Origin of the sequence: Pedobacter borealis DSM 19626 (assembly GCF_000708285.2) — a bacterium.
Lineage (GTDB): Bacteria > Bacteroidota > Bacteroidia > Sphingobacteriales > Sphingobacteriaceae > Pedobacter > Pedobacter borealis.
Genome location: NZ_JAUG01000002.1, coordinates 103897 through 130559, shown reverse-complemented (window position 1 = coordinate 130559; position 26663 = coordinate 103897). Strand labels below are relative to the sequence as shown.

Annotated in this window: 30 protein-coding genes; 8 read left to right on the top strand and 22 right to left on the bottom strand. The window is 38.6% G+C overall.

Annotated elements, in window-relative coordinates; genetic code table 11:
- Window positions 1-217: 217 nt before the first annotated feature.
- The 6 genes from AW17_RS01480 to AW17_RS01455 form a co-directional block, all read right to left on the bottom strand.
- A complete protein-coding gene (locus AW17_RS01480) occupies window positions 218-790 on the bottom strand; it encodes a YceI family protein (RefSeq protein ID WP_029274311.1) in 573 nt (190 codons plus the stop codon).
- A 323-nt stretch (window positions 791-1113) separates the two neighbouring features.
- Complete coding sequence (locus AW17_RS01475; protein ID WP_029274310.1) at window positions 1114-1674, bottom strand: helix-turn-helix domain-containing protein; 561 nt, start codon at window positions 1672-1674, stop codon at window positions 1114-1116.
- The gene (locus AW17_RS01470) at window positions 1674-2177 is read right to left on the bottom strand and encodes a DUF3347 domain-containing protein (protein WP_051691571.1); all 504 of its coding nucleotides are present in this window, start codon (window positions 2175-2177) and stop codon (window positions 1674-1676) included. Before AW17_RS01470 ends, AW17_RS01475 begins: the two co-directional genes overlap by 1 nt.
- Window positions 2178-2185: 8 nt before the next feature.
- Window positions 2186-2998 (bottom strand): transporter family protein, encoded by an 813-nt coding sequence (locus AW17_RS01465; RefSeq protein ID WP_029274308.1) that lies wholly within the window; start codon window positions 2996-2998, stop codon window positions 2186-2188.
- Window position 2999: 1 nt separating this feature from the next.
- Window positions 3000-3536 carry a heavy-metal-associated domain-containing protein gene (locus AW17_RS01460; RefSeq protein ID WP_029274307.1) on the bottom strand — a complete coding sequence of 179 codons (537 nt, stop codon included), beginning with the start codon at window positions 3534-3536 and terminating at the stop codon, window positions 3000-3002.
- A gap of 87 nt (window positions 3537-3623) precedes the next feature.
- The gene (locus tag AW17_RS01455) at window positions 3624-4025 is read right to left on the bottom strand and encodes an HYC_CC_PP family protein (protein ID WP_029274306.1); all 402 of its coding nucleotides are present in this window, start codon (window positions 4023-4025) and stop codon (window positions 3624-3626) included.
- A 94-nt stretch (window positions 4026-4119) separates the two neighbouring features.
- Here AW17_RS01455 and AW17_RS01450 point away from each other — a divergent pair, with 94 nt between their 5' ends.
- The gene (locus AW17_RS01450) at window positions 4120-4842 is read left to right on the top strand and encodes a peptidylprolyl isomerase (protein WP_029274304.1); all 723 of its coding nucleotides are present in this window, start codon (window positions 4120-4122) and stop codon (window positions 4840-4842) included.
- Window positions 4843-4940: 98 nt separating this feature from the next.
- Here the strand turns inward: AW17_RS01450 and AW17_RS23990 are convergent, their stop codons facing one another.
- Both AW17_RS23990 and AW17_RS23985 read right to left on the bottom strand, forming a co-directional pair.
- The gene (locus tag AW17_RS23990) at window positions 4941-5117 is read right to left on the bottom strand and encodes a hypothetical protein (protein ID WP_157280178.1); all 177 of its coding nucleotides are present in this window, start codon (window positions 5115-5117) and stop codon (window positions 4941-4943) included.
- A gap of 61 nt (window positions 5118-5178) precedes the next feature.
- Entirely contained in the window at window positions 5179-5337 is a 159-nt protein-coding gene (locus AW17_RS23985) for a hypothetical protein (protein WP_157280177.1), read from the bottom strand.
- 90 nt (window positions 5338-5427) lie between these two features.
- Here AW17_RS23985 and AW17_RS01445 point away from each other — a divergent pair, with 90 nt between their 5' ends.
- The 3 genes from AW17_RS01445 (at window position 5428) to AW17_RS01435 (ending at window position 8488) form a co-directional block, all read left to right on the top strand.
- Window positions 5428-6195: an exodeoxyribonuclease III gene (locus AW17_RS01445; RefSeq protein ID WP_029274303.1), complete on the top strand. Its 768-nt coding sequence runs from the start codon at window positions 5428-5430 to the stop codon at window positions 6193-6195.
- A 99-nt stretch (window positions 6196-6294) separates the two neighbouring features.
- Entirely contained in the window at window positions 6295-7536 is a 1242-nt protein-coding gene (gene hutI, locus AW17_RS01440; RefSeq protein ID WP_029274302.1) for an imidazolonepropionase, read from the top strand.
- Window positions 7529-8488, top strand: a complete 960-nt coding sequence (locus AW17_RS01435; RefSeq protein ID WP_029274301.1) for a formimidoylglutamase — start codon at window positions 7529-7531, stop codon at window positions 8486-8488. Before hutI ends, AW17_RS01435 begins: the two co-directional genes overlap by 8 nt.
- A 462-nt stretch (window positions 8489-8950) precedes the next feature.
- Here the strand turns inward: AW17_RS01435 and AW17_RS23980 are convergent, their stop codons facing one another.
- The 10 genes from AW17_RS23980 to AW17_RS01390 all read right to left on the bottom strand — a co-directional run bounded on the left by AW17_RS23980 (window position 8951) and on the right by AW17_RS01390 (window position 17481).
- Complete coding sequence (locus tag AW17_RS23980) at window positions 8951-9109, bottom strand: hypothetical protein (protein ID WP_157255332.1); 159 nt, start codon at window positions 9107-9109, stop codon at window positions 8951-8953.
- A gap of 10 nt (window positions 9110-9119) precedes the next feature.
- Window positions 9120-9680, bottom strand: coding sequence for a 5-formyltetrahydrofolate cyclo-ligase (locus tag AW17_RS01430; RefSeq protein ID WP_029274300.1), 561 nt, complete (start codon window positions 9678-9680; stop codon window positions 9120-9122).
- Between the two features lie 319 nt (window positions 9681-9999).
- Window positions 10000-10560 (bottom strand): elongation factor P, encoded by a 561-nt coding sequence (gene efp, locus AW17_RS01425; RefSeq protein WP_029274299.1) that lies wholly within the window; start codon window positions 10558-10560, stop codon window positions 10000-10002.
- Window positions 10561-10691: 131 nt separating this feature from the next.
- Window positions 10692-11252, bottom strand: a complete 561-nt coding sequence (gene efp / locus AW17_RS01420; RefSeq protein ID WP_029274298.1) for an elongation factor P — start codon at window positions 11250-11252, stop codon at window positions 10692-10694.
- A gap of 450 nt (window positions 11253-11702) precedes the next feature.
- Complete coding sequence (locus tag AW17_RS01415) at window positions 11703-12317, bottom strand: ABC transporter ATP-binding protein (RefSeq protein ID WP_029274297.1); 615 nt, start codon at window positions 12315-12317, stop codon at window positions 11703-11705.
- 13 nt (window positions 12318-12330) lie between these two features.
- The gene (locus tag AW17_RS01410; RefSeq protein ID WP_029274295.1) at window positions 12331-12798 is read right to left on the bottom strand and encodes a GNAT family N-acetyltransferase; all 468 of its coding nucleotides are present in this window, start codon (window positions 12796-12798) and stop codon (window positions 12331-12333) included.
- Window positions 12799-12871: 73 nt separating this feature from the next.
- Window positions 12872-13657, bottom strand: coding sequence for an acyl-ACP--UDP-N-acetylglucosamine O-acyltransferase (gene lpxA / locus AW17_RS01405; RefSeq protein WP_029274294.1), 786 nt, complete (start codon window positions 13655-13657; stop codon window positions 12872-12874).
- Complete coding sequence (locus tag AW17_RS01400) at window positions 13657-15069, bottom strand: bifunctional UDP-3-O-[3-hydroxymyristoyl] N-acetylglucosamine deacetylase/3-hydroxyacyl-ACP dehydratase (RefSeq protein ID WP_029274293.1); 1413 nt, start codon at window positions 15067-15069, stop codon at window positions 13657-13659. The genes lpxA and AW17_RS01400 overlap by 1 nt, the downstream gene beginning before the upstream one ends.
- Entirely contained in the window at window positions 15059-16135 is a 1077-nt protein-coding gene (lpxD, locus tag AW17_RS01395; protein WP_029274292.1) for a UDP-3-O-(3-hydroxymyristoyl)glucosamine N-acyltransferase, read from the bottom strand. The genes AW17_RS01400 and lpxD overlap by 11 nt, the downstream gene beginning before the upstream one ends.
- A 122-nt stretch (window positions 16136-16257) precedes the next feature.
- Window positions 16258-17481 (bottom strand): HD domain-containing protein, encoded by a 1224-nt coding sequence (locus AW17_RS01390; RefSeq protein ID WP_029274291.1) that lies wholly within the window; start codon window positions 17479-17481, stop codon window positions 16258-16260.
- Window positions 17482-17592: 111 nt separating this feature from the next.
- Here AW17_RS01390 and porX point away from each other — a divergent pair, with 111 nt between their 5' ends.
- The 4 genes from porX (at window position 17593) to AW17_RS01370 (ending at window position 22003) form a co-directional block, all read left to right on the top strand.
- Complete coding sequence (gene porX / locus AW17_RS01385; RefSeq protein ID WP_029274290.1) at window positions 17593-19146, top strand: T9SS response regulator signal transducer PorX; 1554 nt, start codon at window positions 17593-17595, stop codon at window positions 19144-19146.
- A 188-nt stretch (window positions 19147-19334) separates the two neighbouring features.
- The gene (gene tsaE, locus AW17_RS01380) at window positions 19335-19751 is read left to right on the top strand and encodes a tRNA (adenosine(37)-N6)-threonylcarbamoyltransferase complex ATPase subunit type 1 TsaE (RefSeq protein WP_036668777.1); all 417 of its coding nucleotides are present in this window, start codon (window positions 19335-19337) and stop codon (window positions 19749-19751) included.
- Between the two features lie 73 nt (window positions 19752-19824).
- The gene (locus tag AW17_RS01375) at window positions 19825-21051 is read left to right on the top strand and encodes an alanine dehydrogenase (RefSeq protein WP_029274288.1); all 1227 of its coding nucleotides are present in this window, start codon (window positions 19825-19827) and stop codon (window positions 21049-21051) included.
- A 268-nt stretch (window positions 21052-21319) separates the two neighbouring features.
- Window positions 21320-22003: a M15 family metallopeptidase gene (locus AW17_RS01370; RefSeq protein ID WP_029274287.1), complete on the top strand. Its 684-nt coding sequence runs from the start codon at window positions 21320-21322 to the stop codon at window positions 22001-22003.
- Window positions 22004-22281: 278 nt separating this feature from the next.
- Here AW17_RS01370 and AW17_RS01365 read toward each other — a convergent pair whose 3' ends face one another.
- The 4 genes from AW17_RS01365 to AW17_RS01350 all read right to left on the bottom strand — a co-directional run bounded on the left by AW17_RS01365 (window position 22282) and on the right by AW17_RS01350 (window position 26655).
- Entirely contained in the window at window positions 22282-23334 is a 1053-nt protein-coding gene (locus tag AW17_RS01365) for an IS110 family RNA-guided transposase (RefSeq protein WP_036668758.1), read from the bottom strand.
- 708 nt (window positions 23335-24042) lie between these two features.
- The gene (locus AW17_RS01360; protein WP_051691570.1) at window positions 24043-24543 is read right to left on the bottom strand and encodes a phosphoglycerate mutase family protein; all 501 of its coding nucleotides are present in this window, start codon (window positions 24541-24543) and stop codon (window positions 24043-24045) included.
- A gap of 38 nt (window positions 24544-24581) precedes the next feature.
- Window positions 24582-25628: an aminotransferase class I/II-fold pyridoxal phosphate-dependent enzyme gene (locus tag AW17_RS01355; RefSeq protein WP_029274284.1), complete on the bottom strand. Its 1047-nt coding sequence runs from the start codon at window positions 25626-25628 to the stop codon at window positions 24582-24584.
- 1 nt (window position 25629) lies between these two features.
- Window positions 25630-26655: a glycosyl hydrolase family 18 protein gene (locus tag AW17_RS01350; protein WP_051691569.1), complete on the bottom strand. Its 1026-nt coding sequence runs from the start codon at window positions 26653-26655 to the stop codon at window positions 25630-25632.
- Between the last annotated feature and the right edge of the window lie 8 nt (window positions 26656-26663).

Below are 26663 nucleotides of genomic sequence, written 5' to 3'. Positions count from 1 at the left end.
TAACCTGAGTTCGATAATTATTTGCTAAAAATTATATCTTATTTACGCCTAATCCCGCTTTATCGTCCTGCTGAATTTATTTCAGCATCTTTTTAGCGTGAAAGACCCTGAAATAAATTCAGGGTGACGACCGTCTTAACAGAAAACTTGATTAAAACGCCACAAAATGAGATTTAATAATCGAACTCAGGTTATTAATAAATGACGATCTCCTCAATTATTTCCCCTGAACAAATTCAAGATTTAATTTAATGGCTACATCTTTTGCAACGCCGGCACCAGTTGGATCATATTTAATGTTATAATCTAAACGGTTAATGGTTGTTGTAGCACCAAATCCGGCTTTAGTGTTTCCTTGTTGATCTTTAGCCGTACCACCATAAACTACAGCAAATTTTACATCTTTGGTTACATCGCGGATGGTTAACTTTCCACTTAACTCATAGTTGTTTCCACTTAATTTTTTGAAAGAAGTGCTTTCGAACTTCATCGTAGGGTAAGTCGCCACATTAAAAAAATCGTCAGTTTTTAAGTGTCCGTCTCTCATGTCAACACCCGTAGTAATGCTATTCACATCAACGCTAAAGCTGATTTTAGCATCCGTCAAATCTGGTTTAGAAGCCGTAACCGTTCCGTCGAATTTTTTAAAAGAACCGTCAACGAAAGAAATGCCCATGTGTTTAACCGAAAAGTTAACAAACGAGTGCATTGGATCTATTTTCCAGCTTGTTTGTGCAAATGATGCTACACTAATTGAGGCAGCGATCAGAAATAAGAATAACTTTTTCATCAGTTTATAATTTAGTTTTAACTGTGATGAAGCTATCAGATTTTTCACCAATGTGGTTTGAAAAATCATGATGGTTTCATACTAGTAAATTTATTTAGCTACAAAGTTAGCTGAAGATCAATTGATTAGTATTGACGTATGGTAAGAAATTTGAGGTTAATCGGTTAACCATCTAAACTGGTTAATTGTTGGAATAGCCAAAATCCCAGGATTTTTGAATTGTAACCGGTTAATAGTCAATGGTTTTGTTGAGACAGGCTATGAGCTATTTAGCCATTGACCATGGGCTATTCTCTAATCCGTCATCTATTTTACCTCTTCCATCAAACCTCGTCCAGTGTTTTCCTGCTATCCATTGACGCTGCTTTATAAGCTGAGGGTGTAATTCCGGTTACTTTTTTAAACTGTGCCGATAAATGTGCAACACTACTGTAGTTCAATTGATAGGCAATTTCGCTCAAGGTAAGTTCGCCATAAGTAAGCATCTCTTTTGCTTTTTCTATTTTTTGAGCAATGAAATACTTCTCGATGGTTTGGTCTTCCACCTCCGAAAAAATGCTGCTTAAGCTCGTGTATTCCAATTTTAACAGTTCGCTGAGATAGGCAGAAAGATTGATTTTTAATGGCTCTTGGGTATAGTGTACCAGATTAATAATTGCGGTTTTAATCTGCTCTGCAATCTGGGTTTTCTTATCCTCAAGTAATTCGAATCCAAAATGAGTCAAATTATCCGATATCTTAATTTTATCCTCTGCAGAAATATTTTCAGCTAAAGTAACTTCGCCAAGTTCAACCAATAATGGTTTAAAGCCGAGCTTTTCCAGCTCAGCTTTAACCACCATTTTACAACGGTTGCATACCATGTTTTTGATATGCAGCTTCATTAGTTCGATTTTATGGTTTCAGAAATGGCACCGCAATCAAACATCATACTTCCATAATATGGATTTTCGATGTTCTCTTTTTCATTTAACCAGCTTGCCTTTGCCATTGGGCAATGTTGAATGTAAACGGTCTTGCTATTAAATTTTAAACCCTTTAAGGTTTTGATCATGGCATAAGAAATTTCTTCAAAAGCTTTTCTTTGAGTTTTAATGTCATTAGAACCTGCAAGTTGAGCAGCTTTACTTTTAATGATAGCCGCTTGTTCCATAAATGTTTTATGCTGATCGGCAGGTAGATCTTTATGGTTCACTGCATTTACTTTTGCCGATAAAATCTTTACTTTTTCGATGGCTAAATCTTTTTTGTCAGTTGCTAAAGCATTTTTTACATCGTAATAAGCTGTTAGCGCCTGATTTAAGGCTACATCTATTTTGCTTTGCGCATAACTTAAAGCTGTTGTTGCGATTGTTATGATGGCAACTATTCCTAATATTTTTTTCATCTGTTATTTTATTTTAAAACGTTAAAGAAATTAAATTCTGCCCTAAGCAGATACATATTTTTGGTATATCGGTTATCCATATTTCCCGTTGCCTGAAAGCGGTAACCCAAATCAATACGGGTGGTACTGTTCAAAATCACTTGCAGGGCAGGGGCTATATCCAGATAAGATTGGCCGCTACTTGGATCTGTTTTCCCCAATAATTCTAAATATACGTTAAAATTTGGCTGCTTGTAATCCTTGTAAACCACTGGTAAAACCAGATAACCCGATGACAAACTATAGGATAACATATTTTTTGGCTGTGGCATTCCGGCAATTTGCCTATCGCTGTTTTCGAAAGCATGTGCATAACCCAAAGTGGTTGATAGTGCCAGTTTGTGCAAAAGCTGCGTGAAAATTAATCCACCCTGTATGCCACTATTGTCACCTTCGAGGTTAATGTCTCTGGTGTAGGTTTGCCTCTTGCTGGTGCTTATTCTTCCAAAAGCCGAAGCCCTAAAGTGGCTATGTGTTTCATCTAGTGATAAAAACCGATACTTGGCGTAAAGACTCCCACCTTCTAAACGGTATTTTCCGTCCATATCAGATAAAAAACCTTGTGCATGCATCATCAGGGTTTTATTAAAGCCGATCATCACTTCCGGAATGGTTCTGCTAACAAAATCTGGATTGTTAAACATCCCTTCATTTGTGATTCTTACACCGATTGATTTGGTCGGCATATTGCTCGCAGGCTCGGTAAATACATAGAGTTCTTGCGCAAAACCATTTGTATAGGTGCCGATAATCATCAGTGTCAATACGAATATCCTTTTCATCTTAAGAAAGAACTAAGTGATAAATACGTGTTTTTTTGCCGTTAACCACTCCTGTGCCGCTCGCATAGGCATCAGAATTAGCTGTTGTTGCTTGTTTTTTAAATGCAGAACCAGAGATGAAATCTTTGTCCACCACACTGGCTTTTACAGTTCCATTAAGTGTTTTGCTTTTCGCATTTACAAAACGGTACACATTGCCATCAACAACTGCCTGACCTTTATCGTCTATTTTTACCTGGTTAAAATTGAAATTTGCAGTTAAGCCACCAACTGAAAAACCGGCATCCTGAACCTTTTTGCGAACCAGATCAAGATTGATGTTGGCATCCTTTTTAAAAGTTAAAACGAAGATGTTTTTGTTCAGATCGGGTTTTACGCTACTGATAAAGTTTAGCGTTTCTAACGATTTTTGTGTTGCGTTAGAACACATAGAGCAGGTTAAACCGGTTACCTGTAAATCGGCTGTAGATATTTGTTGTGCCGAAACATTAACGGCGAAAAATAGCATAATGATGCTGAATATTTTTATTGCTTTCATGATTTTTTTGAATTAGAATTTAAGAAAATGTCACATTGAGCCTGTCGAAATGCAAAACGATGCATTGACGAGACGATGTTTAAAATCCTAATTCCTAAAAATACAATTGAAAATATGCAAGGCAATCCGCGAGGAAAGTGGCGGCGCTTTATTCGAAATTTTGCTAAAAAACTGCGGGGTAATGTTAGTCAGAAATTCTAAAACCGGGGGATGAAGAAAAAGCTGGATCGAAAAGAGCTTTGGCATTTGTACTTTCGCCCCTGCCTGGTGGCTATCTTTAACTTTTACGGTTACCTGGGTGTTTTTGCAGCAACCATCATCTTTCTTTTCGGCAGGAATGTCTTTGCAGAATTTGCAGGAAACCTCATTGCTGAAAAGTTTAACGTTTTCTAATTTGCCTCCACAGAAATGGAGACTTAAAGCCAAACCCATAACACTAACTGCATAAAATACAGCCAAAGAAAGTGCTATTTTTTGTTTTAACTTCATTAATACAAAGGTAAAGGAAAAAATATCGAATAATGCCGGTAATTATTTATTGAATTTCATTTTTTAGCTTACTTTAGCCTTAAACACCAATTAAATGAAGAAAATATTATTATTCCTCTGCACCTTTTCGATACTTTCAGCCTTTGCTGCAAAGCCCAAAAATCAATATGTACGCATTAAAACCGAATTTGGAGAATGCATTGTTAGACTATATAATCAAACTCCTTTACATCGCGATAACTTTTTGAAGTTAACCAAATCGGGATATTACAACGGTGTTTTATTCCACAGGGTAATTAAAGATTTTATGATTCAGGGCGGTGATCCGGATTCTAAAAATGCCAAACCTGATTCATTATTGGGTGAGGGTGGACCTAAATATACCATTCCGGCAGAGTTTAATGATAGCTTGTTCCACAAAAAAGGCGTTTTGGCTGCGGCCAGAGAAGGTGATGATGTTAATCCGGCCAAAGCATCGAGCGGTAGCCAGTTTTACCTGGTACAGGGAAAGGTTTTTACCGACCAGCAATTGGATAATGTAGAAGAAAAACGACTTAAATTCAAAATTCCTGAATGGCAGCGCGAGGTATATAAAACGATAGGTGGTACGCCTCATTTGGATAGAAACTATACCGTTTATGGCGAAATAGTGGTTGGTTTGGATATGGTTGATAAAATAGCTGTTCTGGCAACAGATAAAAACAACCGTCCTAAACAGGATGTGAAGATGGAAGTTACAGTTTTGAAAAGAAGAGCGGCGAAAAAGTTAGAGAAACAGCTGTTACAGGCTTCTTTGAAGGATAAAATGGTTATGTAATTAATGGATCTTGTCTGTTGTCGAAAAAGAATAGGATTCTAATTTCTTCTTGATAAACCCTATAATAGAAAGAAGTATATTTCGAAACTACGCCTTTTCTAACTTGATTGTTTAATAAAATGGGTTCGTAAATGAATGGCAATTAAATCAATTTTTTTATAAACACTGTGGATAAATTTTTCAGCGTAATCATATCCCCATATTTCCTCGATGAACATTCCAATGCCGAGTAGTGTTTCGTATGCTTCTTCTGAAAAAGAAACTGTTAATGCCATTTCTCAGAGAGTCTTCTTTTAACTTCATCATAAGGGATTAATTTCCCTTCTTCAGCTTGCTTTAATCCTCTTTAATACCCTCTTGAACATGTTTCGGTAATTCCTCTAAAACAACCTTTTTGCTGTAGTTTAAAAGCATGTCTAACTCTGACAAAAGATTTTCGTCATCTGTTTCGAATACTTTTTTTGCGATCTCTATTTTTAGCTCTTCAATGCTCATAAACAAATTTAACGAAAGCAAATCTGAATTACTAAGCATTTATTTAATTAATTTCTAAATTTACCGCCCACAACAATTGAAATTTACTGAATGAAGATTATCTCCTATAACGTTAATGGGATTAGGGCGGCAAGTACCAAAAACTTTTTTGGTTGGCTTCAGGCTACGGATGCTGATATGGTCTGCCTGCAGGAAGTAAAAGCCCTGCCATTGCAGATTCCTGAAATTATTGCCCTGATTGAGCAACTTGGCTATCATCATTATTGGTTCCCCGCTGAAAAAAAGGGATATAGCGGTGTGGCAATTCTGACCAGAATTAAACCGAATCATATCGAATTTGGCTGCGGTGAAGAATGGATCGATAAAGAGGGTAGAATTTTAAGGGCAGATTTTGATGATTTTTCTTTAATGAGCCTCTATATGCCATCTGGCTCAAGCGGAGATGAACGCCAGGTTAAAAAGTACGAATTTATGCGTTTTTTTGATGTATATATTGGCGAATTGCGCAAAGAGATCCCAAATTTAATTGTAAGTGGCGATTATAATATCTGTCATACCTCCATCGATATTCACAACCCAAAATCAAACGCCAATTCATCAGGCTTTTTACCAGAAGAACGGGAGTGGATGCAGTTATTTTTGGATAATGGTTTCATCGATACTTTCCGTCATTTTAATAAAGACCCGCACCATTATACCTGGTGGAGCTACCGTGCCGGTTCGAGAGGCAAGAATCTGGGTTGGCGGATCGATTACCATTTGGCCACAAAGCCTATGGAAAGCCGATTGAAAAATGTTAGAATCTTACCCGACGCAATACATTCAGATCATTGTCCGGTTCTTTTAGAGATCGATTAGGTATTTGGTTAACTGGTTAATTGTTTAAATCGGTTAACTGTAACCAAAACTCAATTAACCAATTTGCACAGTTTAAACAATTAACCTTAATCTAACCAAATGCTGATCACAAATATAAAAGGCCTGGTGGGCTTACATTCCAAAGATAAATTAGTGCTGCATGGCGGTGAATTAGATTCGTTACCAGTTCTTGAAAATGCCTGGCTTTTAATTGAAGATGATCTGATCAAGGATTTTGGAAAGATGGATTCAATCCCATCTCATATCTCAAATCTATCCTCCCATATCTCCGCAGAAGGCAGATATATTTTCCCTTCATGGTGCGATAGCCATACGCACATTGTTTTTGCTGCTTCGCGCGAGGAAGAATTTGCAATGAAAATCCAAGGCAAAAGCTACGAAGAAATTGCCGCGGCGGGTGGCGGGATTCTAAATTCGGCTAATAAACTCCAAAAAGCTTCGGAAGATGAATTGTTTGAAAGTGCATCTGTGCGGTTAAAGCAGATGATCCGTCTGGGAACCGGTGCCGTTGAAATTAAAAGCGGATATGGATTAACCACGGAGAGTGAAATCAAAATGCTCAGGGTGATCCGCAGGCTAAAAGATCAGTTCCCGATTCCTATAAAAGCAACTTTCTTAGCCGCACATGCTTATCCGGCTGAATTTAAAAACAACCATCAGGGTTACATCGATTTAATTATTAATGAAATGCTGCCTCAAATAGCAGAAGAAAAACTGGCTGATTATATTGATGTTTTTTGCGAAAAGGGGTTTTTCTCTGTCGATGAAACCGATCAGGTATTAAAGGCGGGTGCAAAATATGGACTAAAACCAAAAGTACATGCCAATCAACTTTCCGTTTCGGGGGCAATAGAGGTCTCTGTGCAAAATAGAGCCATTTCAGTTGATCACCTCGAAGAAAGTGATGAAGAAACGATCCGAACGTTAAGAAATGCTGATACCATTGTAACATTACTCCCTTCTTGTTCGTTTTACTTAGGTATTCCTTTTGCTGATGCCAAAAGCTTTATAAGAGCCGATTTGCCGGTTGCTTTGGCTACCGATTACAATCCAGGTTCAACACCTTCAGGAAATATGAATTTTGTGGTGTCACTTGCGTGTATTAAAATGAAGATGTTTCCTGAACAGGCGATAAATGCTGCAACATTAAATGGTGCGGCAGCGATGGAGATGAGTGAAGATTATGGAAGCATTACCGTTGGTAAAAAAGCGAACCTGTTTATAACCAAACCGATGCCTTCAATTGCCTATTTGCCATATAGTTTTGGTGAAACGCAAATAGAGACAGTTATTTTAAACGGTGAAATTTATAATGGATAACCTTAAAATATATTCGCAGGGCGACATCGACCGTTTAATCATCGCTCGTGATGGCGAAACCAAACTGGGCGAAAAAGTTGCTGTCTTATCCTCATGGGATGAACTGAAAGGCGCAAGTGCGAAATTTGTATTGTTGGGTATTCCGGAAGACATAGGCGTGCGTGCAAACTTAGGTATTGCGGGCGCGGCCTCTATGTGGCGGCCAAGTTTGGTGGCTTTTTTAAATACCCAGAGCAACCGCTTTTTAAATGGCGAGGAGGTTTTGATTTTAGGCCATTTCGAAATCGATGAGCCCGAAGATCCTTCCATAATGGGTTTAAGAAACAAAGTAGCACAGATTGATGAGCTGGTTTATCCTGTAATTGAAAAAATAGTAGCTGCAGGCAAAATACCTATTGTAATTGGTGGTGGTCATAATAATGCCTACCCAATAATTAAGGGTACTTTTTTCGCACATAAAAGCCCGATAGCGGTCTTAAATGTGGATGCGCATGCTGATTTAAGAGAACTGGAAGGTAGGCACAGCGGGAACGGATTTTCTTATGCGTTAAATGAAAACTACCTGAATAGTTATTTCATGTATGGCTTGCATCAAAACTATAATAATGAAGCTATTTTAAATCAAATAGATACGAACCCAAAGCTTAAGGCTGTGTTTTTTGACGATATTTTAACCGGGACTAACGTTACTGACATGATGAATGAAATAGGTTCAGTTGCAGGCTTGGAAATCGATTTGGACTGCGTTCAAAATGTACTTTCCAGTGCCGAAACACCATCTGGTTTTGCCGTTAACGATATTAGAAAACTCATTTTAACCAGTGTGAAGAAGTTTTCTTATCTGCATATTTGTGAAGGCGCAGCCCGAATGTTGGATGGGAGGGTGAGTAAGTTAACGGCTAAACTGGTTGCTTATCTGGTGAGCGATTTTGTTAAAGCACAGAATTCTTAGACCCTTTATCCTTAGCCACGGCGGCACAGAACGCACGGATTATTCCTGTGTTGAGTTGTTCGCCAAAGCCGTCATTTCGAGGGTAATTTATTGTATAAAAATCAATATAAATGACATAAGGATTTTTAGCGTATTTGGAAGCTGCGAGGAATCGTCATTGCGAGAAGGCTTTTTCAGCCGACGAAGCAATCTTACAACGATCGCTAAAGCGTGCGCATTAAGATTGCTTCGTGCCTCGCAATGACGACCTTTCTATGGAGGTCTGTCAATGGTAGCGGAGTGTAACGCAGCCGAGAACCACGAAGTGCTCAGCGAAGCTAAATCTGTCTCGAGCGTACTTTTGATTTAGATCTCTCCATTCCACTGCGTTCCAGTCGAGATGACGAAAAATCCGGGAAGGGTGAAGACTTTTTTATGAAGCACCCAGACCAAAAAATTAAAGGCCACTGAACTAATGAGCCCTTACAGGTGCTCAGCTTCGTACTTCTCACCAGCTTTCAGCATTAATTCAATCTGTTTCAGGTCTTCAGCGGTTAATTCCTCCTTTTCCTGTAACTCGAATACCGCAATCATATTGTCTTCGTATTGTTTTTCGGTTTTGATAACGATTTCCTGTGGCATGCTGGTAAGCTTAAAATTTTATAATTTCTGTTGGCGTAATGCAAAAATCCAACCTGATGTCGTGTTCATTTACATCATCGATTTTTTCAATAGCAGGGTACAAAGATAAGCCTATTTTTTGAGCATTTATATCCTGTAAAAAGCGATCGTAAAAGCCCTTGCCATAACCCACCCGGTAACCTTGTTTGTCGAAAGCTAAAAGTGGAATAAGAACAAGATCTACTTCGCCTTCATGCAGGTTTCCTTTTTGTGGTTCCAGGATGTTGTAAAGGTTTTTCTTTAAATCGCCTACACCTAAATATTCGTGATTGGTCATTAAAGCAGTTTCAAAATCGGCTTTAGGTACAATGATTTTAATTTGTGGGTGATTTTTATTAAGCCATTCGATCAGTAAAAAAGTATTGGGCTCCTTTTTTTCTGTAATGGGCAAAAAGATGTGGAGGGTTTTAATTTGGCTAAAATCGAGCGATTTAAACTCATTTAAGAGGGCTTCGCATAGGCTTTCGTATGCTGTGTCGCTCAGCAATAATCTTTCTTTTAGCGCCTGCTTTCTGATTTCGGCTTTTAACATAATAACAAAGATAATGATTTTCAAACCTCGCGGGTTTCGAAAACCCGCGAGGTTTTGTGACCTAAGACCTAAAGGCTTTGGTTAAATAAACCCGATAGCAGCGTAAAATCCGAAGGTGAGGCACGAGCCAAGGTTTTGAAGCGAATAGCGGGACTGTAGTAGCCCAAGCGCACGAACCCTGCTTTTCTAAAAAATGACCGCCTTAGTACATATAAGAGATACTGTTATTTGGCATTATGGGTTTAAATCTCACAGGTTTATGAAACCAAAAAGCCCCTGAAGAGTTCACTTCAGAGGCTTCCATGTATTTTGCTTAAAATTATTTTACACGCTCAACGTACTCGCCGGTACGGGTATCGATTTTAATTTTGTCTCCTTGGTTTACAAACATCGGAACTTTCACCTCAACACCGTTTTCTAATGTTGCAGCTTTTAATGCGTTTGTAGACGTGTCGCCTTTAACAGCTGGTTCTGAATAGGTAATTTCGAATTCAGCAAAGTTTGGCAATTGAGCCATAATTGCTTCTTCACTCTCCATAGAAACGATGATGTTCATGCCTTCTTTTAAGAATTTAATAGCCGAACCGAATAGTGATTTCTCAACGTTAAACTGTTCGTAATTGTTGTTGTCCATTACGACCAGATAATCACCTTCTTCGTATAAATATTGATAATCATTGGTTTCAACGCGGCAGATTTCTACAGCCTCGTCGGTATTCATACGTGCTTCAACAATTCTGCCCGATTTGATGTTACGGAATTTACCGGTGTAAAATGCTCCACCTTTTCCTGGTGTACGGTGATTCCATTCGTCAACAGTAACCAGCTCGTTGTTTATGCGAAGAATGTTACCTGTTTTAATTTCTGATGCTTTTGCCATATTGTGTTATCCTAAATTGGATTTATATTTCAGTTTTTCGTGACGGCAAAGGTAAAATTATTTTGATAAAAACCTATAAAGGTTTAAGGTATAAGGCTTAGGGTTTAAGGAAATTTAAACCTTCAACTATGTTATTTTACCCGCTCCATATATTCGCCGGTTTTGGTGTCAACTTTAACCTTATCTCCCTGGTTAATAAATAGAGGCACTCTAATTTCTGCTCCGGTTTCGACAGTGGCATATTTTTGTGCACTGGTAGAGGTATCGCCTTTTACAGCGGGTTCAGAGTAGGTAATTTCTAGCTCTACACTATTAGGGAGTTGTGCAACAATCGGTTCGTCACTTTCAAAAGCGATGGTTACATTCATGCCCTCCTTTAAAAACTTAATGGAGCTTCCGAAAAGCAGCTTGGGGATATTGTACTGCTCAAAAGTATTGTTGTCCATCACCACCAAATAATCGCCATCTTCATAAAGATATTGATAGTCGTTGGTTTCTACACGGCAAATGGTCACCTCTTCATCGGTCCGGAAACGGTATTCTACAATTTTTCCGGTTTTTACGTTGCGCATGCGGGCCTGATAAAAAGCCCTTAAATTTCCTGGAGTACGGTGGATGTACTCTTCTACGCTTACCAACTCTCCGTTAAAACGAAGCACATTTCCGCTTTTTACTTCTGATGCCTTTGCCATTTTATAATGAAATCTAGTTTTGTTAATTTTTGAGCACCAAAGTTAAAAAAAGGAATGATGATTTGGAAAGGAAAATCTGTGGTTCATTGATTCAAGAGTCATGAGTTAATTGGTCTGAAAGCATACGCGGATGATTTTTTTAGCAACGTTAATCCTTAAAAATCCCCGTATAAAAGAAATGCCTTTGGGAACCACTCCAAAGGCATAATCAACCTAAACCTCAAACTAAACTATGAAAAATTCTTTGCCTTGCGGGCTATATATTTTGATTCCGAAATACGGAAAATATGATCTTTTACTTAAAGAGATAAATTAAATAATTGTTTCTCTTTTTGGTGGTGCAAAGGTAAGTATAATTTGCGAATTACAAAATGTTTTTTAAAAAATTTATTTTTAATACAAATGTATGACAAAACAGACGTTTTGTAAGGAGTGGGTTTTCTGTATAACTTACTTATAATCTGATATTTGTATCTGCTTTGTGCAAAAATCGTATTCCTGTATTTGATTGGAGCCAATTATCGTTAGGCGATCCTTTCCAAAATTTTCGATCAGTTCGCGGTACCAACTTATTCCCTGAACGTCTAAATTGCTCGTTGGCTCATCTAAAAATAATATTGGTGTATCGGTACAACATGCCAAAGCTAGTTTGGTTCTTTGCTTCATTCCCGATGAAAAGTACTTGATTTCTTTGTTCGCTGCTTTTTCTAATCCCAGTATGGTGATCAGTTTTTTTGAATCGAGTCCTAGAGCAAAATTTTTGAACTTAAAATGGAAATCAATGCTCTCTTTTAAGGTAAAGGTTTCAACCAGTTCGAGATATGGTGCAGCCAGGCTGATGTATTTATAGATATTTTCTACAGAAATCTCTTTGGTGTCTGAGAATGAAATTTCTCCTTCCGAAGGAGATAAGCTACCTGTTAAAACGCTTAATAATGTCGATTTGCCAGAGCCATTGGGCCCTAATATTGCATAACTATTGCCAGAGGTGAATTCGGTACTTAAATTTCTAAAAATCCATTCCTTATTAAACCTTCTGCCAACATTATTTAAAGAGATATTCATTTGTGCCAAGCGTTTAGAGGTTAGCGTTAAGGAGTTTAGACATGCAAACGCTGTTATCAACACCAATGTATTGTCCGTAGTTAGGCCTGATATGATAACCCACCTTTTGATAAAGTGCAATGGCTTCCGGCTGTTTTTTGCCGGTTTCTAAAACACATGAAGTAAAACCGAGTTCAGCAGCCCAGCTTTCTAATTCATTTAAAACTGTAGCAGCTATTCCCTGGTTTCTATGATCTGGATGTACAAACATTCTTTTAACTTCGGCTTCTGTTGCTGAAAAAGGCTTTATAGTGCCACAGCCAACCGGGGCTCCATTTTGATAAGCTACAACAACCTCTTTAATGGTATCAACCTTGTTAAATTGAGCATAAAAAGTATGGTCATCCCCATCTCTAACAGCTAAATCCTGATCCAATAACGCGACCAATGTTCTAAAATTGGCATTATCTGAAGCGGTTCTGATTAGTGTTAAATCACTCATGAATATTTATTTGAGTTTGGTTAAGGCAATGGGTTTTACCCTCCACCTTAAACCCATCAGCCTTCTATCTTAATTAGCTTCCCATTCCAAAGCCCTTCATTACACCACGGTTAGAATTACGGATAAAATCTACAATTTCATCACGGATTTCCGTTGGTTTAAATTCGGCTTCGATCATGTCTAAAGCTTTAGTTACATTATTGTGTTTTACGAAAAGCACACGGTAAATCTCTTGGATTTCGTCAATCTGCTCGTTGGTAAAACCTCTTCTGCGCAAACCAACAGAGTTAATCCCTGCATACGAAAGTGGCTCACGAGCTGCTTTTACATAAGGGGGAACATCTTTGCGTACCAATGAACCACCAGTTACGAAAGCATAAGAACCCACTTTAACAAATTGATGTATCGCAACCAAACCTGCCAAAACCACATTGTTTCCAATGGTAATGTGGCCAGCCAAGGTAGTGCTGTTAGAGAAAATACAGTTGTTGCCAACTTCACAGTCGTGCGCGATGTGTGAGTAAGCCTGAATTAAACAATTGCTACCGATAGTAGTTTTCCATTTATCTTTTGTACCACGGTTAATGGTTACGCATTCGCGGATAGTCGTATTGTCGCCAATTTCTGCAGTGGTAACCTCACCTGCAAATTTTAAATCCTGTGGTTCACCAGAAATAACAGCACCAGGAAAGATACGGCAGTTTTTGCCGATACGTGCGCCATCCATAATGGTTACGTTCGATCCGATCCAGGTTCCTTCTCCAATTACAACGTCTTTATGTATCACTACAAAGGGTTCGATTACCACGTTTTCGGCAATCTTTGCCTGCGGATGTATGTATGCTAAAGGTTGTATCATTATTGGGGGGGGGCTGCTTGTTTAACTTTTGAAATTTGAGCCATCATTTCGGCTTCGACAACGATTTTTTCGCCAACCATACCTACACCTTTCATCTGGGCAATACCCCTTCTGATTGGTTCAAGTAAATCGCAGCGGAAAACAATAGTATCGCCAGGAAGAACCTGGGCCCTAAAACGTACGTTATCTATTTTTAAGAAATAGGTTAAATAATTTCTAGGATCTGGAACGGTACTTAACACTAAAATACCACCAACTTGAGCCATAGCCTCAATTTGAATAACGCCCGGAAAAACCGGTGCACCAGGGAAGTGACCTTTAAAAAACTCTTCGTTCATGGTTACGTTTTTAACGCCCACTACGTGGTTTTTAGAAAGTTCTAATATTTTATCAACAAATAAAAATGGCTGACGGTGAGGCAAAATATCCATAATCTGAACAACGTCATATAATGGTTTTGCACTTGGATCGTAAACCTTTTGTATTTTTTTGTTTTTCTCTTTTTTAATCGTTGCTTTAATTTTTTTAGCAAAAGCAACGTTTGCTGCATGGCCTGGGCGGGCAGCCATAATATGGCCTTTTAAATGCATGCCAACCAAAGCTAAATCGCCAATCATATCTAATAATTTATGACGGGCAGGCTCATTTTGGTAACGCAATTCCATGTTGTTCAAAATCCCTTGCGGGGCAACATCGATATCTTTACGGTTAAATAATTTGGCCAAATGGCTCAATTCGTCTTTCGTAACTTCTTTATCTACAATTACAATGGCGTTATTTAAATCGCCACCTTTAATTAAATTGTGCGATAACTGATATTCCAATTCGTGTAAAAAACAGAAAGTGCGGCAAGAGGCAATTTCTTTCTTAAACTCTGCAATGGTATTAATGCCTGCGTGTTGGCTACCCAGAACAGGAGAGTTATAATCAATCATACACGTAAAACGATAGTCGTCCAACGGCATGGCCACAATTTCTACTTTTCTATCTTCTTCGGTATAAGTAATGTTATGAGGGATGGTGAAATACTCACGATCTGCATTTTGCTCAACTGTACCAACTTCCTCCAGTAAATCAACAAACTGGATAGAGCTCCCGTCCATAATCGGGGTTTCGGGTCCGTCTAATTTAATCAGTACGTTATCAAGATCCATGCCCACTAACGATGCCATTACGTGCTCTACGGTGCTCACACTGGCGCCATTTTGGGTAAGTGTTGTTCCGCGTGAAGTGTCTGTAACGTTATCTGCATCGGCTTCGATAATCGGGTGGCCATCTAAATCAATACGCTGAAATTTAAAGCCATGATTTTCGGGGGCCGGGCAAAATGTTAAAGTAACATTAGCGCCTGTGTGTAAACCAACACCAGATGCTGATATTTCTTGTTTAATCGTTTTTTGTCTAACGTTCATTGTGTATTGTATTCTTTTCCAGTTCAGCTGTAAGCTTTTTCAATTCCTGTTCGAGCGCGTTTATTCTTTTTTCTACATCGGGAAGATGTTTGAAAATTACTGAGGCACGCATCCAGTTGCGTAATGGTTGCGCCGGACTACCATGCCATTGTTTATTTTCTTCTGTAATATTAAAATTGATACCGGCCTGTGCGCCAATCTGAGTGCCCTTAGCTAATGTTAAGTGTCCGGCTATACCAACTTGCCCGCCAACAACACTGTTAGGGCCAATTTTTGTACTTCCTGATATGCCCGACTGTGCGGCTAAAACCGTGTTCTCGCCAATCTCTACATTGTGCGCAATCTGGATCAGGTTATCGATTTTTGCACCTTTCTTTACAATTGTTGATCCCATTGTTGCACGATCTACAGTTGTATTTGCGCCAATTTCTACGTCATCTTCGATTATAACGTTTCCAATCTGAGGGATTTTATTGTAAGTGCCGTCTTTTTGCGGGGCAAAGCCAAAACCATCGCTTCCGATAACTGTATTGGAATGAATAACAACCCTGTTGCCGATTATTGAATTGTGATAAATTTTTACACCGGGGAAAAACGTACTGTTTTCACCGACTTTAGAATTCGCACCGATAAAGGTTTGCGCATTTATTTTGCAGCCATCTGCAATTTCTACATTTTCGGCTACATAGGCAAAAGCATCTATAAATACGTTTTTGCCAATTTTCGCTGTAGGGTGAACAAATGCAAGTTTATCAATTCCAGATTGTGCAGTCTGGGCATTAACGGCTTCATTATATTTATCCAACAAGATTGTAAAAGCACTATATGGATTTTCTACACGTATTAATGTACTGGTATATGGTTGCGTAGGGGCGAAATCCTTTGATACGATAACGACTGACGCCTGAGTGGAATACAAAAAGTTTTCGTACTTAGGGTTCGAAAGAAAAGACAAAGAGCCTTCCTTTCCGTCTTCTATTTTAGAAAGTTCGGTAACGGCTACATCAGGGTTACCATCAATGGAACCGTTTAGAAACTGACTTATCTGCGTGGCAGTAAATTGCATCGTACAAAGGTATATGTTAAATTGATATGAACAAAAAAACCTGCTCGGGTTAAACTGTGTATATTTTACACAATAATAAGACTTAAAACGGCACTAAAAGTTAAATATTTTGTTAAATAACCTTAAATGCCTCTGGGGTAACAGAGGATATATTTCTCTACAGTTTTTTGCAGCGACTCGAGATTAGACAAATCAGACGCCTTTGCAATATCAACAATATCGTTATTTTTCATCAAAATCTTGATATTTCCAACCCCTGCGTTATATGCGCGGTTTTGAATCGAATCGGTAAAAACAAAATACCTTGCTTCTTCGGGTTTGATTTCTAATAAATTAACAGCCGCATCCTGTAAAAAATTTACGCGGTCGAGATTGGCCATTTCGTTGCCCATTTCTACCTTATATAGATTTCTGGAAGTAAGCATTTTACATAACGTAGACAAAATTTTATCGGGATGTTTGGTCCAAACCTTAACTGCGGCATAAATGTCCTGATCATCCAGGTTGGTAAAATGCTCGAGATTTTCGTGTTGAGAGAAGAAATTGGCCTCGTTGATATCGTTTTTTAAGAAATAATTCAATGATGGTGAAGCAAATAAATCGGCTCCAGCGGCTGATAATTCTTTTGCACGCTCTAATAGCTTTACCAAAATCATCTCGCCAGCAATAACGGTTTTGTGCAGATAAACCTGCCAGTACATCAGCCGGCGGGCAATTAAAAATTTCTCGATAGAATAAATGCCTTTCTCCTCAATCACCAGATCATCATCGTAAACGTTAAACATCTTAATGATCCGGTCGAAACTGATTACGCCTTCGCTAACGCCTGTAAAAAAGCTGTCGCGGTTTAAATAATCCATTCTATCGAGATCTAACTGACCGGAAATCAGTTGATGAAGAAATTTTTTAGGGTAGGTGCCCTTAAAAATTTCGATGGCATGGGTTAACCGCCCGTCAAAGTGCACATTTAAATCACGCATTAGTTTTGCCGAAATATCTTCGTGCCTAATTCCAGTTACTAAAGAATGTTCTAATGCGTGCGAAAAAGGGCCATGGCCGATATCGTGCAGTAAAATAGCCAAAATGGCGGCTTCTTCTTCGCCATCGGTTATGATATGTCCTTTACTTCTTAAAAGATTTATGGCCAAACTCATTAAATGCATGGCACCTAAAGCATGGTGGAAACGCGTGTGTAGTGCACCTGGATAAACCAAATGAGTCATTCCAAGCTGTTTGATGTAACGCAAACGTTGGAAATAAGGATGTGAGATCACATCGTAAACTAATTCGGACGGAATGCTGATGAAACCGTATACCGGGTCATTTATTATTTTCTTCTTGTTCAATCGTTAAAAATAGTTAAATAGATAGATACGGTACAAAAATTGCTATTTTTATTTATAGTTTGATTTACCTGCCAAAATTAAAAGGCAATACTTATCTATTTTTACAATAACATGCAAGAAACTAAAATATTATGGGCCGATGATGAAATCGACTTATTAAAACCTCATATATTATTGCTCAATGATAAAGGTTACCATGTAACTACATTTACCAATGGGAACGATGCGTTGGAGGCATTTGGAAAAGCTCATTTTGACCTGGTTTTTTTGGATGAAAATATGCCGGGGATGAGTGGGATCGAAACCTTATCGGCCATTAAAAACCTGAATCCAGATGTTCCTGTTGTGCTGATTACGAAAAGTGAAGAAGAAAATTTAATGGAGGATGCGATTGGTAGTAAGATTGATGATTATCTGATTAAACCTGTAAACCCTAAGCAGGTTTTGTTAACCATTAAAAAACTGATTGATAACAAACGCCTGGTAAGCGAGAAAACTTCTATGGCTTACCAACAGGATTTTCGCCGTTTGGGCATGACTTTAGGAGACAGACTGAATTATGAAGAGTGGGTTGATGTTTACAAAAAGATTGTTTTCTGGGAACTTGAATTAGAGAAACTGGATGATCCGCAGATGCATGAAATTTTAACCATGCAAAAACAGGAGGCCAATACACAGTTTACTAAATTTATCGAAGAGCATTATCTCGACTGGATTAAAAATAAAGATAAAGCGCCTTTGCTTTCTAATGAGCTGTTAAAGAAAAAAGCCTTCCCTCATATTAACGATACCACACCTGTCTTTTTTATTCTGATTGATAATTTGCGTTACGATCAGTGGAAAATCATTAATCCGCTAATTTCTGAATATTTCAGGATCGATGAAGAAGATATGTACACGAGCATTTTGCCAACAGCAACACAATATGCCCGTAACGCCATCTTTTCGGGCATGATGCCTTTGGATATGGAGAAACGTTTCCCTCAGCTGTGGCAAAATGATGATGATGAAGGCGGAAAAAACATGCACGAAGAGGCTTTCCTTGCTGATAATATTAAGCGCAGCTTAAAAAAAGATTGCAAGTTCAGTTACAATAAAATTTTAACTTTTGAACAAGGGAAAGATCTTGTTGATCAGACCAATAACTTGTTGCAGAACGATTTCAACGCCATTGTATTCAACTTTGTTGATATGCTAAGCCATGCCCGCACGGATATGCAGATGATCCGCGAACTGGCCAATGACGATGCCGCTTACCGTTCGTTAACTTTATCTTGGTTTGAGCATTCGCCACTTTGGGACTTATTGAAAAAAATCTCACAGAAAAAGGTAAAAGTGATCATTACAACCGATCATGGAACCATCCGTGTTAAAAAGCCGGTTAAAGTAATAGGCGATAGAAGCACAAACACCAATTTAAGATACAAACAAGGTAGAAACCTTAATTTTAATGCAAAAGAAGTGTTTTTGATTAAAAACCCTCATGATGCTTTGTTGCCTAAAATCAACATCAGCAGCAGTTATATTTTTGCAAGAGAAGATAGCTATTTTGTTTATCCGAATAATTACAATCAGTTTGTGAATTATTATAACGAAACCTTCCAGCATGGAGGTATTTCACTCGAGGAAATGATTATTCCGGTGGTGACGTATTCGCCGAGGTAGAACATAAATAAATTCGTCATTTCGACTGGAGCACAGTCCCGAAATTTCGGGAGAGAAATCTTTGACGAGATGATTCGGGAAAGATTTCTCCTCCGAAGGAGTTCCTTTGGAACACTACGGTCGAAATGACGACCTATAAAGGCAAAAGCAATGCAATTATGTATTACTTTTGCCTTTATTTTTTTAAAATGGATATCGAAGTTAACAGTTTAGCCGATTTACCTGCTGTTGCACAACAGCTTTCAGATTTTGCCAGTGGCCAAAAAGTCTTCATTTTTGAGGGTGATATGGGTGCTGGGAAAACAACCTTCATTAAAAATTTCTGTAAACATTTAGGTGTTGATGATGTGGTTTCGAGCCCTACCTATTCTATCGTTAATGAATATGAAAGTCCTAAGGGCTCGGTTTTCCATTTCGATTTTTATCGAATAAAAGATATTCATGAAGCTTATGATTTGGGCTATGAGGAATATTTTTATGGTGGTGGAGTTTGTTTAATAGAATGGCCTGAGCGAGTGGAAGAGTTGCTACCCGAAAAATATATTAAAATTGAGATAAATGTGCTGGATGAAAACCGCAGATTATTCAGATTTTCGAAGGTATAACAATTAGTTATCAATAAATTAACAGATTTTCCTTATCTTGAACAACCTAAAACTATCAAAATTTTAATTCAACATGGCTACAGGATTACGCGAAGGAATGGCCGATATAGCTCGTCAGGGTTTACTACAAACGCAAGAGGCAAAGCTAGAAACCAGAAATAAGAAAAACAGTCTATATATAGGAATACCTAAGGAAATTTCTTTCCAGGAAAATAGAATTGCATTAACTCCTTTATCCGTAGCGTTATTGGTAAACAATGGGCACCGTGTTGTTCTGGAAAGTGGAGCTGGCACCGGGGCTAATTTTTCTGATACCGAGTATGCGGAGCAAGGTGCTAAAATTGCCTATAACAAAAAGGAAGTTTTCGATGCTGATATCCTGGTGAAAATTGCACCGCCCATGTTGGAAGAGATTGAGATGATGCATAAAGGGCAAACACTAATTTCTTCGTTGCAAACCGGAACGCTAAAGCAGGATTACCTAAAAGCGTTGATGCACAAAAAAATTAACGCATTATGTTTTGAGAATCTTCGCGATGAAGGTAATGTACTCAGCGTAGTACGCGCCATGAGCGAAATAGTGGGGTCGACCTCTATTTTGATTGCTGCAGAATACTTGAGCAATGTAACAGGCGGGAAAGGTTTAATGCTTGGCGGCTTTACTGGTGTCCCTCCAACGGAGATCGTTATTTTAGGCGCTGGAACGGTGGGCGAATATGCCGCCAGAACAGCTTTGGCATTAGGAGCCGAAGTTAAGGTTTTCGATAGTTCTATTTACCGCTTACGCCGCCTGCAGAATAATTTGGGTAGCAGGGTATTTACTTCGGTAATGCAACCTATTGTTTTGAATAAAGCCATTGTAACCTGCGATGTAGTAATAGGTGCCATAAGAGCTTCCCACGGCCGTAGTCCATGTATCGTAATGGAAGAAACGGTTGCCCGGATGAAACCACATTCGGTGGTAATTGATGTAAGCATTGATCAAGGAGGCTGTTTTGAAACTTCTGAAGTGACAAACCACACCAATCCAGTGTTTAGAAAATACGATGTAATTCACTATTGTGTGCCAAATATTGCTTCGCGTGTGCCAAGAACAGCATCTTACGCTTTGACGAACATTTTTGCCCCAATTTTATTGGATATTGGTGAGTTTGGAGGTCTAATGAATATGGTATGGAATACACCTGGTATCCGCGAAGCACTATATATTTATCAGGGAAACTGTACCAATAAAGATCTGGCTGATATGTTTAATCTGCCATTTAAGGATCTTGAATTATTGGTCGTTTCGAATCAATAGAACTTTGCAGTAACGAGACTATCGATTTAGCGGATAAACCAACGGAATGTCATCCTGAGCTCGTCGAAGGACATTTTGTTGGTTATTCGAATGTGAAGGTCTTCGACAGGCTCAGACTGACAACCGTTTTGACTTAACAGCGGTAATGACCTATACCAAATACCAGTTATATGAAACTCAATCTCTTTACGTTATTTTTCTTCCCAGGCTCAGACTGACAACCGTTTTAACTTAATAGCTGTAATGACCTATGCCAAATACCAGTTATATGAAACTCAATCTCTTTACGTTATTTTTCTTCCTCTCAGTGGTTGTTAGCGCCCAAAATAAACCTGCCGCGATAAAAAAACTGGTGGTGGTGAGTTCCTATAATCAATATCTGGCATCTATAAAAACAGATCCGAATAACGAACTGGTTGAAATCAAAAAAGCCATTCCCAATATCAAATTAGATATCCGCTACGCCACTAAGAATAATTTTATGCAGCAGGTAATGTATAAACAGGCAAGGGCTTTTGCGAGAAAACCAGTAGTAGAATCATTAAAAAAAATCCAAAAGGAATTAAATGAAAAAGGCTATGGCTTGAAAATATTCGATGGTTACCGGCCTTATGCTGTTACCATTGAGTTTTATAAAAAGGCCAGTGATAAAAATTTTGTGGCTAATCCGGCAAAGGGATCTAAACACAACAGAGGGTGTGCGGTAGATTTAACCCTGATTGATCTGAAAACTGGCAAAGAAATACCAATGCCGACACCTTACGATAGTTTTTTGGCATCTGCTGCGGCAAAATATGACAAGATATCGCCAGCCGCTAAGAAGAATCGCGATTTTCTGATCGCTATAATGGGTAAATATCAGATGAATGTACTGGAGAACGAATGGTGGCACTATGATTTTGCCGGTTGGAAAAAGTACGATTTAATGGATATCCCTTTCGAAAAACTTTAGGGGCTAGTTGGTTCATTAGCCAATAGTTCATTAGTTTGGGTGCCAAGTTATAATCTTTAGGACGAGCGTCATCCTGAGGGTTAATTTATTGTATAAAAATCAATATGAGTGACGTACAATTATTTTCTTTTCCATACACCAGGGGCTTGCCTCGGCTCTCCGCCGCCGAAGGGCTCTTTCTTTTTGGCATCAAAAAGATTCTGTGTTAAATTCCAAATAATTTTTAATTTTGTTATTCAAAGGCGGCATCAGCCAGCCAGGTTAGAGCAGTTTCATTTTTATAATGGCTGCTCTAAAATTTGCTTCTGGGTTTTATTTTCTCCTTTTGCATATTCCTGATCAAAAGGCAGGTCGGTTTTATAAATAATATAAATCAACTCCAGTATTTTTCTTTGTACAGCAACAACTGCTTTCATTCTGATACCATGTTTTGATATTAGGCGTGTAAATAGTGCTTTATGTTTTTCATTGTACCTAATTGCCGACAAGGCTGGCATGTGCATGGCTTTGCGGATATGCCTGTTTCCTTTCTTGGATATTTTAGGTTTTCCTTTTACCGATGTTCCCGAGTCTTTTACTTTCACATCCAATCCACTATAACTGACCAGTTGTTTAGTATTTTTAATTAATTCAAAACCATTGGTTTCTGCAAGTACAATTACGGCTGTCAGTTTTCCTACTCCGGGTATGGTTGCAATTTTTTCGATTTTATCGCAAAGTTCCCGGTCTTTTTTCACCATCACTGCAACCTCCAGTTTAATCTCTTCTTCTTGCTTGTTAATCAGTGCTATGCGTTTATTAATCCGCTTTATACTGCTTTGGTTTGGAAATGCTTCCGAACGTTCTGCATGTAACTGATTCTTTAAAACAGTTCTATCGGCAACCATCTGGTCCCGCTCCCGGGTTAATTGCTTCAGCTGCCTAAAAGTGTCCTTTGGTTTCTTCCACACCTCCAGTTTCCGCTCCAGCCCAAAGCGGGCAATGGCCTGTGATGCTGTCTTATCGGTTATGGTATTGATTTCGAGTGTCCTGAAAAAGTTGCTGATCTTGTTGGGTAGCACAATGCTCACCTCCAATTCTTTATCGGTTAGGAAATAAGCTAATGCTTCGTGATACACGCCCGTAGCCTCCATTACATAGCGAACCTTCGTTTCTTTTCCTGTTTGCTTAGTTACCCACCGCACCATAGCCTCAAACCCTTTTTTGTTATTGCTGAATACTTGATGGCTAATAATTCCTACTGACAAATTTTCATCAAGGAAGCTTAGGCACACGACAAGTTCTTTTTTCGCTACATCGATACCGGCGACTTGTTTTAAAATGTTTTTCATCCTATTGATTTTTAACGGTAATGGAATAAGTGAATAACCTTTCTTCATCTTTTCTCCTGGTTGGATATTCAAGCTACAGGGATAGAACCTTGTGCTTTACATTCTGTTCAAACTCTAAAAGGTAAAAGATGGCGAGGCATTATCTTTTTGCGAACATACCTTTGAGGTTGTTTAGAAACAAATCTGCTCTCACCATCTTTCACTTATTTTTTTGTTAAATTATATAAAAACAAACATAGGAGAAACAAAAAATGCCGGCTGAAAATTTTTCTTTCGAAGCGAGTACGTTGGCTTGGGCAGTGCAGCCCGAAAAATTTGTTAGGCCGGATTTAAGTAGAACGGGGATACGGTGGTGCGGCCTAGCTGGGCGGAAACACAAAATCGGTTAAAATATTGATTAATAGTAGCTTGCAAAATAACGTCAATGGTAGCTTGTTTCAGGGTCTGATCCTACAGTCTTAAAACCTTAATTTTCTTAACTTCTCAATAGTTATTAGTTCATTGGGCTAGGAGCATACCTTGGCATAATTCGTCATTGCGAGGCTGGATAAGAGCGAGCCGAAGCAATCTCAATGCCAACGCGTAAAATCTTAATTTTCTTAACTCCTTAATGGTCATTAATCAATCGTGATCGTCATCCTGAACTTGTTTCAGGATCTTTCGGCTTGATATTTCGTGATGTCAGGTGGTAATACCCGACATCACAAACTACAAATGATGCGGCCTCCCGTATTGTTCCATTTTTACCTTCGCTTTATCCTCTTTTACAGCTAGTTCAAAAATGTAATCGTAATCATCATCTGTTAGTTCCTCTTTGGGCTTTTTGCCGCCAAGAGCTTCAATAATCTCGAGCACGGTATTAGAATGGCCTGCCACAATAATGGTTTTGCCAATATAATTGGTTTTAATGCTGTCTACAAGCGATTTAATATCCTTATAATCGATTACCTTCGGAATTACTAATGAATCCAATGTTTGGTGCGTTCTTTTTGTTGGCGTGGCAAAAGCAACATCAAATTTTACCTTTTTTAGGTAAGTTGCTAAATCTCCCGCTCTTACTTTTCCTTCATCAGAGAGATTAGGGTTGGTATTCTGTGGGTTCGATTTATCTTTCTCTGCGTGCCTAACAATCCAAACTGTGGTAGTTTGTGCAGAAATTATGTTGGCAAAGAGAAGTGTTAACGACAGTAATACAAGCAGTTTTTTCATGTTATAAATATTCAAAAATTAATTGGATAAGAAAAGCCTTAAAAAGATATGGCCGCGATTAGCTTTTCAATATCCTCCTTTTCATGCCAGGCAGAAAGCACTATACGGTTTAAAGTTTCGTCTGTAGGATTTGGATAAGGGAAAGACGAAATCAGGATCTGCTTTTGCAGAAGGCGTTGTGAAAAATTTACATCACCCGGTAGATACACAGGGAAATCCCATTCGTGTTTCCAGGTAAGATTTAAAACTCCTTCAAACATTGCCATGTTGTTTTTCAGGTTATTTAGGGTCTTTATATATATATCTTCAGCATGGATAAATGCATAAAGTGCGGCGGGACTTGGTGGAGAAGCACCAATAAAGGTATTTGTACTTTTAAGTTTATTGATTATTTTATTGGAGGCCAAAACAATACCCGCATCTACCCCTAGTGCTTTTGCCATAGAGGCAACCACTACATTTTCGATGTTTTCTTGTTTGGGAAGATTTACAATGGCACCCATACCATCATTGTTTACGCCTATTCCATGAGAATCGTCAACAACAAGGATTATACTTTTATCCTTGTGGGTCTCTTTTAAAAAGTTGAAGTCATAAATTTCGGGTACAAGATTATTCATGGAATTACTAATCAAAATCCAGGTTTTTTCTTCAGATGAGTTTATTCTTTCAATCGTTTCCTGTTCCCAATCTCGAAATAACTTTATGTTTTTGGTTTGATTTTCTTCCAACCAAAGTGCGGGGTGTGCTGCAGGGCCATAAATTACTTTCCCTAATCTGGATAAATCCTTAACGGTAAGCTGCGCAGCTAAATATCCGCTTGAAGTAATTAGCGCAGCTTCTGCTCCATGCCGTGCTGCTGCTACTTTTTCAGCATCATCATAAATGCCAAGCTGAATGTTGTTGGTACGGCTTGTTCCGTTGTTTAAACCGAATTTTTTAATCCCTTCGATATACAGATTAATAAAGTCCTGATTTTTAGGAATGCCCAAATAAGCCGTTCCCCCAAAATATAAATAGGTGTTTCCTTCAATATTTATGTGGTTAGAAAAAGGTTGATCAATCGATTTAAAGTTAGGCTTCATATTAATTGTAGTTTCGTCCAAGCTCATCATTTGCAGCACGGATAATAGATTTATCGCCATTGTCATCATGGTAGAATTCCCAGAACATGATTCCATTTGCAATATCTTTAGCGAGTTTAGCTTTTTTCTTGGTGGTTATGGTTCCATTAAAGTAAAATTGAACGCCATCAATTAATGCATTATCTAAACTTACATCAGCCCCCGCTGTTACAAAATCGCGATAGGCCTTAGCCGAGTTATTGGCATTTTTACCATAAGCCGGAATACCCAAAACGGCTTTCTCTCTTGGCATACCGCGGGTGCTTAACCAATAATTTAAACTGGCAACGGCCATGTTATAGGACGCATGTTGTATAGGCTCATTTTTGTCCCAGCCAATGCCATCATACACCATAATATTAAAAAAATCTACAGCAGGAAAAACTTCCGATTTTAATCCATCCCGAATACTGCCGGCGTATACGCCAGGGGTTATGGCCGCACTTAAAAATTTATGGTATTTGTGTAGCGAATCTGAAAGCTCTTTCATTAACAGCACATAATTATCTGCAGATCCATCGCTGGTGCTTGGATATTCCCAATCCACATCTACGCCGTTCAGATTATTTGTTTTGGCAAAAGTTAGTACATTTTTTACGAACAGGTTTCTGGCCGTTGCAGATGCCGCCATGGTTACAAAAACACTTTTCGTACCTGATATCGAAATGCCTGTTTTAACGCCATTTGCCCTTGCTTTTTGCATTACGGTTGTAAATCGGCCGGGTTGTTCTAATGCTGCTAAACTTCCATCGGTATTGGGATTTAGAAAAGCATAAAAGAGGTGCGTAATCATTTTGAACTTCGAATCGGCAACCCCGGCCGGATCTCGGTAACTTGGGAAATAGCTTATAATTTTAAAGCTATTGTCGGGTACATACGGTGTAGTAGGGATGGGAGGTTCTGTGGGATCGGTTATGGGGTCATTTTTCTTACAAGATGATATGATAAACAGGGTAGAAATACCAATCAATAAGTAGGATTTTTTCATGGGTCATG